Origin of the sequence: Kribbella antibiotica (genome assembly GCF_004349055.1) — a bacterium.
GTDB classification, from domain to species: Bacteria; Actinomycetota; Actinomycetes; order Propionibacteriales; family Kribbellaceae; genus Kribbella; species Kribbella antibiotica.
Map to the genome: position 1 here is coordinate 1 of NZ_SMKX01000287.1, position 2,309 is coordinate 2,309.

The following is a 2,309-nucleotide window of genomic DNA, read 5'->3' on the forward strand; positions in this document are numbered from 1 at the left end:
GGAGGGGCGGGCGTTGCGGCTGAGTAGCCGGGCTGGCTTGGGGATGTGTCAGGGGCGAGTGTGTTCGCGGAATGTGGCTGAGCTGGTTGGCGACAGTCCATCAATGAAACGGCCGATCGCCGTACCGGTGCGGTTGGGTGATTTGGCTTCGGTTGAGGAGGCGTTGTGACGGAGAAGTTGGACGGCGTGATTGTGGCTACCGCGTTGCCTTACAAGGAGGACGCGGGGGCACCGGCGGGGTTGCGGCCGGACCTGGATCGGTATGCGGAGCACTGCCGGTGGCTGGTGGAGAACGGGTGCCGTGGGGTCGGGCCGAACGGGTCGCTGGGAGAGTACTCGTCGCTGACCGATGACGAGCGACGGGCAGTTGCGCGCACGGCAATTGATGCTGTGGGCAACGATGGAGTTGTGGTCGTCGGCGTACACGGCGTTGGCGCGCACCAGGCGCGGGCGTGGGCGGAGAAGGCAGCCGAGGACGGGGCGGACGGCGTACTGTGTCTGCCGCCGACGATGTATCGGGCGAACCGCGGCGAGGTGCTTCATCACTTCAGCGAGGTGGCCAAGGCCGGCCTGCCGGTGATGGTCTACAACAACCCGATCGACACGAAGGTCGACCTGACGCCGGCGTTGCTGGCGGAGATCGCGCAGATCGAGAATGTTGTTGCCGTCAAGGAGTTCTCCGGTGATGTGCGGCGGATCCTGGAGATCCGGGAGCTGGCGCCCGACCTGGCGGTGATCGCCGGGGCCGACGACCTGACGCTCGAGGCGTTGCTGATGGGCGCGACCGGGTGGTTCGCCGGGTTCCCGAACGTGTTCCCGGCCGAGTCGGTGCGGTTGTACGACCTTGCTCTGCAAGGCAAACTGGCGGAGGCCCGCGCGTTGTACGAGCCGCTGGTCGCGGCGTTCCGGTGGGACTCGCGGGTGGAGTTCGTGCAGGCGATCAAGTACGGCATGGACTACGTCGGCCGGTACGGCGGCCCGTGCCGCCCGCCGCGTGGACCGCTCGTTCCTGAGCATGTCGCACAACTGGAGCAGGACATGAAGAAAGCAGTGGAATCTCTCCGATGAGATCTGTCCGGACGATCACCGCGATCGACTCGCACACCGAGGGGATGCCGACGCGTGTCGTCACGGGCGGAGTCGGGGTCGTCCCCGGTACAACGATGGCCGAGCGGCGCGAATATTTCCTGAAGCATCTCGACGAACTGCGATTGTTCTTGATGAACGAACCGCGGGGTCATGCGGCGATGAGTGGAGCGATCTTGCAACCGCCGACTCGTCCGGACGCCGACTGGGGTGTGCTCTACATCGAGGTCTCGGGGTGCCTGCCGATGTGCGGCCACGGGACGATCGGTGTCGCGACCGTGCTCGTCGAGTCGGGCATGGTCGAGGTGCAAGAGCCGGTGACTGTTGTTCGGTTAGATACCCCGGCTGGGTTGGTCGTGGTGGATGTTGCCGTGCGCAACGGTCGCGCGGAACACGTGACGCTGCGCAACGTTCCGTCGTACAGCCATGCTTTGGATGCCGTGGTTGAGGTGCCGGGGCTGGCGTCGGTGACCTACGACCTCGCGTATGGCGGGAACTTCTACGCGATCCTGCCGTTGGAGCAACTGGGGATCCCGTTCGACCGGGCGTACAAGGATCAGATCCTCGCGGCCGGCTTGTCGTTGATGGAGGCAATCAACACCACCGATCGCCCGGTGCACCCACTCGATCCTGGGATCAGCGGTTGCAAGCACGTGCAATTCACCGCGCCAGGCTTGGATGGCGCGCACTCGCGCAACGCGATGGTGATCCACCCCGGCTGGTTCGACCGCTCTCCGTGCGGAACCGGTACGTCGGCCCGGATGGCGCAGTTGCACGCCCGTGGCGAACTGACGCTCGGGGAGGATTTCGTGAACGAGTCCTTCATCGGCACCCGCTTCACCGGCCGCCTCATCGAGGAAACCACGGTAGGCAACCACCAGGCCGTCGTACCGACCGTCACCGGCCGAGCCTGGATCACCGGCACCGCCAACTACCTACTAGACCCCGACGACCCGTTCCCCACCGGCTTCGTCCTCTAGCCCGCCGCCCGCGGGCCCCCGACGAAACCCCATTTGATGGGCTGACCCACGGGAGTGTGGGTGGGCCCACTGCATGCGGTTGGCCCACCCACAACGCGGTGGGCTGACCCACCAAATGGGGCTCTCCTGACTGATCTGTGGGTCAGTTTCGGTTGGGGAGGGTGGGCCGGTGACCGCCGAGGTTGAGCATGGCCAGGGCGATGAGTGCGGTGGGTGAGTGGAAGCCGAAGGCGACGCGGGTGA

2 protein-coding genes are annotated in these 2,309 nt (G+C 65.9%); both read left to right on the forward strand.

Annotation, left to right across the window (positions count from 1 at the left end):
- The first annotated feature begins 165 nt into the window (after positions 1–165).
- Entirely contained in the window at positions 166–1,068 is a 903-nt protein-coding gene (locus tag E1263_RS42200; RefSeq protein WP_132178074.1) for a dihydrodipicolinate synthase family protein, read from the forward strand.
- Positions 1,065–2,066: a proline racemase family protein gene (locus E1263_RS42205; protein ID WP_132178076.1), complete on the forward strand. Its 1,002-nt coding sequence runs from the start codon at positions 1,065–1,067 to the stop codon at positions 2,064–2,066. Before E1263_RS42200 ends, E1263_RS42205 begins: the two co-directional genes overlap by 4 nt.
- Positions 2,067–2,309 lie beyond the last annotated feature (243 nt).